Source organism: Microbispora sp. NPDC046933 (genome assembly GCF_040644635.1).
In the GTDB taxonomy this organism is placed as follows: domain Bacteria; phylum Actinomycetota; class Actinomycetes; order Streptosporangiales; family Streptosporangiaceae; genus Microbispora.
In genome coordinates this window covers 384350-390830 of record NZ_JBEYWW010000003.1, presented here as the reverse complement: position 1 = coordinate 390830, position 6481 = coordinate 384350, and the positions used below count along the sequence as shown (strand labels likewise).

At 70.8% G+C, this 6481-nt stretch carries 6 protein-coding genes; all 6 read right to left on the bottom strand.

Annotated features, from left to right (window positions below):
* Nucleotides 1-115: 115 nt before the first annotated feature.
* Nucleotides 116-2101 carry an ABC transporter ATP-binding protein gene (locus ABZ857_RS06385; protein ID WP_357038390.1) on the bottom strand — a complete coding sequence of 662 codons (1986 nt, stop codon included), beginning with the start codon at nucleotides 2099-2101 and terminating at the stop codon, nucleotides 116-118.
* Complete coding sequence (locus ABZ857_RS06380) at nucleotides 2098-3831, bottom strand: ABC transporter ATP-binding protein (RefSeq protein ID WP_357038387.1); 1734 nt, start codon at nucleotides 3829-3831, stop codon at nucleotides 2098-2100. The genes ABZ857_RS06385 and ABZ857_RS06380 overlap by 4 nt, the downstream gene beginning before the upstream one ends.
* Before the next feature lie 131 nt (nucleotides 3832-3962).
* A complete protein-coding gene (locus ABZ857_RS06375) occupies nucleotides 3963-4391 on the bottom strand; it encodes a CBS domain-containing protein (RefSeq protein WP_357038384.1) in 429 nt (142 codons plus the stop codon).
* A gap of 231 nt (nucleotides 4392-4622) precedes the next feature.
* Complete coding sequence (locus tag ABZ857_RS06370; RefSeq protein ID WP_030509495.1) at nucleotides 4623-4817, bottom strand: hypothetical protein; 195 nt, start codon at nucleotides 4815-4817, stop codon at nucleotides 4623-4625.
* Nucleotides 4818-4824: 7 nt separating this feature from the next.
* Nucleotides 4825-5748 (bottom strand): hypothetical protein, encoded by a 924-nt coding sequence (locus ABZ857_RS06365; RefSeq protein ID WP_357038381.1) that lies wholly within the window; start codon nucleotides 5746-5748, stop codon nucleotides 4825-4827.
* On the bottom strand, nucleotides 5745-6386 hold the full coding sequence (locus tag ABZ857_RS06360; RefSeq protein ID WP_357038378.1) for a hypothetical protein: 642 nt from the start codon (nucleotides 6384-6386) through the stop codon (nucleotides 5745-5747). The genes ABZ857_RS06365 and ABZ857_RS06360 overlap by 4 nt, the downstream gene beginning before the upstream one ends.
* Nucleotides 6387-6481: the final 95 nt, after the last annotated feature.

Sequence of the window (6481 nt, the reverse complement as noted above, 5' to 3'; positions counted from 1 at the left end):
GGCCCCCAACCCCCCCCCTTCGCCGCCGGGCGTCTCCGGCCCGCGGGGCTGTGACGCGGCCGGGGGGGGCCGATGGCTACAACCCGCCCCGACCCCCGCCCCCCCCCCCCACCGCTCACTGCGCCGCGGCGGAGGCGTCGTCGCCCGCCAGGGCACCGGCGAACTGCGCGGAGTAGAGCCGGTGGTAGGCGCCCCGGGCGGCGAGCAGATCGTCGTGGGTGCCGTGCTCGACGATGCTCCCCGCCTCCATCACCAGGATGAGGTCGGCGTCGCGGATGGTGGACAGCCGGTGGGCGATGACGAAGCTGGTCCTGTCGCTGCGCAGCGCGGCCATCGCGTGCTGCACCAGGACCTCGGTGCGGGTGTCGACCGAGCTGGTCGCCTCGTCCAGGATGAGCAGGGACGGGTTGGCGAGGAAGGCGCGGGCGATGGTCAGCAGCTGCTTCTCGCCGGCGCTGATGTTGCCGCCCTCCTCGTCGATGACGGTGTCGTACCCGTCGGGCAGGGTGCGCACGAACCGGTCGACGTACGTCGCCCGCGCCGCCGCCTGGATCTCCTCGTCGGTGGCCCGGGGGTTGCCGTAGGCGATGTTGTCGCGGATCGTCCCGCCGAACAGCCAGGTGTCCTGGAGCACCATGCCGATCTGGGAGCGCAGGTCCTCGCGGCGCATCGCCGTGATGTCGACGCCGTCGAGGGTGATGCGGCCCGCGTCCAGCTCGTAGAAGCGCATGATCAGGTTGACCAGCGTGGTCTTGCCCGCGCCGGTCGGGCCGACGATCGCGATCGTGTGCCCGGGTTCGGCCACCAGCGACAGGTCCTCGATGAGGGGCTGCTCGGGGTCGTACCGGAAGGACACGTGCTCGAACTCGACGCGTCCCCGCCGCGTGGCGGGCAGCGCCGGGTCGGCGGGGTCGGGCTCCTGCTCCTCGGCGTCCAGCAGCTCGAAGACCCGCTCGGCGGAGGCCACCCCCGACTGCAGCAGGTTGGCCATCGAGGCGACCTGCGTCAGCGGCTGGGTGAACTGCCGGGAGTACTGGATGAACGCCTGGACGTCGCCCAGGCTCATCGAGCCGCCGGCCACCCGTACGGCGCCGACGACCGCGATGGCGACGTAGTTGAGGTTCCCGATGAACATCATCATCGGCATGATGATCCCGGAGATGAACTGGGCGCCGAAGCTCGCCTTGTACAGGGCCTCGTTGCGCTCCTGGAACACCTGCTCGACCTCAGGGCCCCGCCCGAAGACCTTCACCAGCTCGTGACCGGTGAACGCCTCCTCGATGTGGGCGTTCAGCGTGCCGGTGTGGGCCCACTGGGCGACGAACTGCTTCTGTGAGCGTTTGGCGATCTGCCCGGTGACGATCATCGTGACCGGGATCGTCACCAGCGCGATCGCCGCGAGCAGCGGCGAGATCACGAACATCATGACCAGCACGCCGACCACGGTGAGCAGCGAGCTGAGCAGCTGGCTCAGCGTCTGCTGCAGGGTCTGGGACACGTTGTCGATGTCGTTGGTGACCCGGCTGAGCAGCTCGCCGCGCGGCTGGCCGTCGAAGAACTTCAGCGGGAGCCGGTGCAGTTTCTCCTCGACGTCGGCCCGGAGGCGGAACACCGTGCGCTGCGTCACGTCGTTGAGCAGCCGGCCCTGCAGCCACATGAACAGCGACGCCGCGACGTAGAGCCCCAGGACCCACGCCAGGACCGTGGCCAGCGCGCCGAAGTCGATGCCGTGGCCGGGGACGACGTCCATCCCCGCGAGCATGTCGGCGAAGTCGCCGTGGCCCGAGGCACGCAGGCCCTGCACGGCCTGCTCCTTGGTCGTGCCCGCGGGCAGCTGTCCGCCGATCACACCGCTGAAGATCACGTCAGTCGCGCGGCCGAGCAGCTTCGGCCCGATGACGGAGAACACCACGCTGATCACGGCGAGGCCGATCACGGCCACGATCTTCGGCCGTTCCGGGCTCAACCGCCGCAGCAGCCGCCGGGTGGAGGGGCCGAAGTTCATCGACTTCTCCGCCGGCATCTGCCCGCCGCCGAAGGGCCCGAAACCGCCGCCTCCGCCGGGCCGCGGTCGCACGGGTGCTGTGGGCCGGTCGCTCATACCGCACTCCCCGCGGTGAGTTGGGACTCGACGATCTCGACGTACGTCGGGCAGGAGCCGAGCAGTTCGTCATGGGTGCCGATGCCGACGACGACGCCGTCGTCCAGGACGACGATCTGGTCGGCGTCGGCGATGGTGGAGACCCGCTGGGCGACGATCATCACGGCGGCGCCGGCCGTGTACGGGCGCAGCGCGGCGCGCAGCCTGGCGTCGGTGGTCAGGTCGAGCGCCGAGAACGAGTCGTCGAACAAGTAGATCTCCGGCTTGGCGACCAGCGCGCGGGCGATGGACAGGCGCTGGCGCTGCCCGCCGGACACGTTCGTGCCGCCCTGGGAGATCGGCGCCTGCAGGCCCTCGGGCATCGCCTCGACGAAGTCGCGGGCCTGGGCGACCTCCAGCGCCTCCCACAGCTCCTCGTCGGTGGCGTCGGGGTTGCCGTACCGCAGGTTGCTCGCGACGGTGCCGGTGAACAGGTACGGCTTCTGCGGCACCAGGCCGATGCGCGTCCAGAGCATCTGGGGGTCGAGGTCGCGTACGTCGACACCGTCGATCAGCACGGCGCCGGACGTCGCGTCGAACAGCCGGGGCACCAGGGAGACCAGGGTCGTCTTCCCCGACCCGGTGCTGCCGATGACCGCGGTGGTCTGCCCCGCGGCCACGCGGAAGGAGACACCGGACAACACCGGCGCCTCCGCGCCCGGATAGCGGAACTCGACGTCACGCAGCTCCAGTTCGGCCCGGCGGTCCACCTGCCGTACGGGATGCTCGGACGGGCGCACCGACGACTCGGTGTCCAGCACCTCGGTGATGCGCTCCGCGCACACCGCCGCACGCGGGATCATGATCGAGATGAAGGTGGCCATCATCATCGACATGAGGATCTGCATCAGGTACATGAGGAACGCGGTGAGGGCGCCCACCTGCATCTCGCCGCTGTCCACCCGGGCGGCGCCGAACCACAGCACGGCGACGCTGGAGGCGTTGAGGATCAGCATCACAGTGGGGAAGATCAGCGCGGTCAGCCGTCCGACGCGCAGCGCCGTCCCGGTCAGCTCGTCGTTCGCCTTCGCGAACCGGCGGGTCTCCTCGCGCTCCCGGACGAAGGCCCGCACCACGCGGATGCCGGAAAGCTGCTCGCGGAGCACCTGGTTGACCGTGTCGATGCGGGTCTGCATGGCGCGGAACTGCGGGACCATGCGGAAGACGATCAGCCCGATCGAGACCAGCAGCACCGGGACGCAGACCAGCATGAGCCACGACAGCCCGACGTCCTGCCGCAGGGCCATGATGATGCCGCCGACGCCCATGATGGGCGCGGCGACCAGCATCGTGCAGGTCATCACCACGAGCATCTGGATCTGCTGCACGTCGTTGGTGTTACGGGTGATCAACGAGGGAGCCCCGAACGCGGAGACCTCCCGCGCGGAGAAGCCGCTCACCCGGTGGAAGACCGCCGACCGGACGTCCCGGCCGAACCCCGCCGCCACCCGGGCGCCGTAGTAGACCGCCGCGATCGAGCAGGCGATCTGCACGAGGGACACGGTCAGCATCCAGCCGCCGGTGACCAGGATGTAGCCGGTGTCGCCGGTGGCCACCCCCTGGTCGATGATGTCGGCGTTCAGGCTCGGCAGGTACAGGGAGGCGATGGTGCCGACCAGCTGGAACAGCACCACCGCCGTGAGCGCGGGCGAGTAGGGCCGCAGGTACGTGCGGAGCAGACGGGTCAGCACGGCTGTGGTCCAGGGGCGCGTCGCGGGGAGGGCAAAATCATGCCGAACACGCTATATGAGCAGCTAGCTCACGCACGCATGGTTTTCGGCAGGAGCGAACACCTGCGCGAGACGGGGCCGTCCGGGGCCGGTCAGGCGAGGGCGCTGTCCAGCCCGAGGCCGGCGGCGTCGTCGGGAGCGTGGGCGGGCGCGAAATCGGGATCGAGGCCGGGGGCGTAGCCCGGTGTGAGATCGGCGAGGGCGACGACGCCGACCGGGCGGCCGTCCACGACCACCGGAAGCTGGTGCACGTCCTTCTCACGCATCAACCGCGCCGCCTCGGCCACGTCCTGGTCGGGGCCGACGGTCACCACGTCGCGGGTGCACAGCGTCGCCAGCGGGGTGGTGGTGAGGTCCCTGCCCTCCGCGACCGCGCGTACGACGATGTCCCGGTCGGTCACCAGCCCGCGCAGACGGCCGTCCCCGATCACCAGCACGTCGCCGATCCCGCGGTCGCGCATCAGCTTGGCGGCCTTGACCACCGGGGCCTCCTCCGGCAGCGTGACCGGATCGCGCGTCATGACCTCTTTCACCTTGTGCGGCATCTCGGTCTCCTGCGGGGGCGGTGGGAGCACATGCGCGGCGAATGTCGCCGGCCTCGCTGTCTTGCGGTCTCGGTGTCTTGCGGTCTCGGTGTCCTGCGGTCGCGCTGTCTTGCGGTCTCGCGGAAGGGGCGCTTCCGCGAGACCGTCTTTCCGGATGGCGCGTTTTCAGGGGTGGGTTTTCCAGGGGAGGCGTTCGGCTCACGGGGGTCAGCGACGGACGCGTCCGCCGCGCCAGCCGCCCCGCCAGGAGTTCACCCCGGCGGTGCCGACGCCGGCCTGGTGCAGCGACAGCAGGCACAGGCCGAGGGCGAGCAGCGCGGTCAGGCCGATGCCGATGCTCGCGTTGAGGAGATCGAGGAGGAAGGCGATCCCGAAGACGACCGCCGCGGCGATGGCGAGCATTGTTACCTCACTTCCGGGTCAGCTGGGCTAGTAGCGAGTGGTACTCGTGCAGGGCCAGGCGCAGTGCCTCGGTGTCGCCCCGCTCGTTGTCCTTCCACTGGTCGAGCAGCGTCTGCCGGCGGGTGGTGAAGGCCGACAGGGCCTCCTCCACCAGCGCGTCCGCCTGCTCGACCGACTGGCGGGGATCGTCGACGAAGCCCGCCTTGATCTCGCGCCACCGGCCTTCCAGCGCCTCGTCCAGGACGGACGCCGCACCGGAGGCGGCGGTGGCGGCCGTGACGGGGTAGGCCACGGGGCCGTCGACGGCGGGAGCGGCAGGGGTGCCGGCCGTGGTGGTGTGGAGGGCCGTAGCGTCCCCGGAGGCCGTGGTGTCTCTGGAGGCGGTGGTGTCCCCGGCGGCCACATCGTCCCGCGCGTACCCGGTGCCGTCTGTCTCCGGGTCGCGGTCCGCGTCGTCGCCGTAGGTCTCGTGCATGCCCGTCGCGGCGTCGTAGGGACGGTCGGCCGAGGTGCGGGCCTCGGTGTCGTGGTCGGTACGGCCGCCCGCGACGAGGCGGTCGCCTTCGGCCGTGTGCCTGCCACCGGTCTGGGGCGACGTGAGGACGTCGTCGCCCGCCTGGCCGTACGGCTCGCGGTAGCGGGAGTCACCGCCGTCGGCCGTTGTGTCCGTCTCCGCGTTGCCGCCGGTTTCCCGGGCCGTGCCATCCGGGTACGCGCGGTCGCCGGCGTTCCCCGCCGTGCCGTCCGCGTAGCCGGCGGTGTACGCGTCGCTGGGGGAGTAGACGGGACCGGGACCCTCGTGCTCGTCCCGCACGGCGTCCGCGAGAGCCCTCTCTCTGCGAGCCTCCTCCTCGAGGGGTTCGGGGGTCTCGGGAGTCGGCTGCTCGGCGACCTCGCCGCGCTCGTCGTACCTGTTCGTCCGCATGGTCATCGCCCCGCCTTCCGTACGTCCGCGTGGTGGCCGTTCATCGTGGCGCCGTCGTAACCGCCTGTGGTGTACGCGGTGCCGTTGACGTGGTCGTTCGGAGGAACGTCGGCGCCGTCGCCGAGAAGCTCCTGGAACAGCGCGCGGTAGTGGACCATCGCCTGGCGGAGCTCTTCGGTGGTGGCGTCCTGCCGGGCGGCGCGGCTGCTGATGTCGTGGGCCTTGCGGTAGTGGTCGAGCGTCGCGGCGTGGGCCACCGACAGGTCGCTCAGACGCTGCTCGAACTCGTCGGTGGGATAGCCGCGCTCCGCCATCACCGCGGTGACCAGCGCGTCCGCCTCGGTCACGGCGAAGCCGGGAGCGTCGACGAACCGCTCCTGCACGTCGGCCCACTTCCTCGCGTACCGTTCCCGGGTCTGCGGGTCGAGCGGGCGGATGTCCAGCTTCGCGTGGCGCTCCTCGCGGGCGAGCAGTTCCTGCTCGGCCTCCCTGCGGCTGTCGCTCTCCCGCACCGCCCGTTCGTACTCGGGCCCGAAACGGTCCTGCAGGTGGCGCCGGCGATTGCGTGCCGACACCAGGTAGCCGACTGCCAGGATCACCAGCACGGCGACGATCACGACGGCCACCCATGCTACGGCGGTCATATCTGCCTCCAGGGGTGAATGCGTTGTTCATCCGCACTGCCCGGGAATGCGGCCTTCACGCCTTGCGTAATCGCGGATTCTGCGGGTAAAGGGCC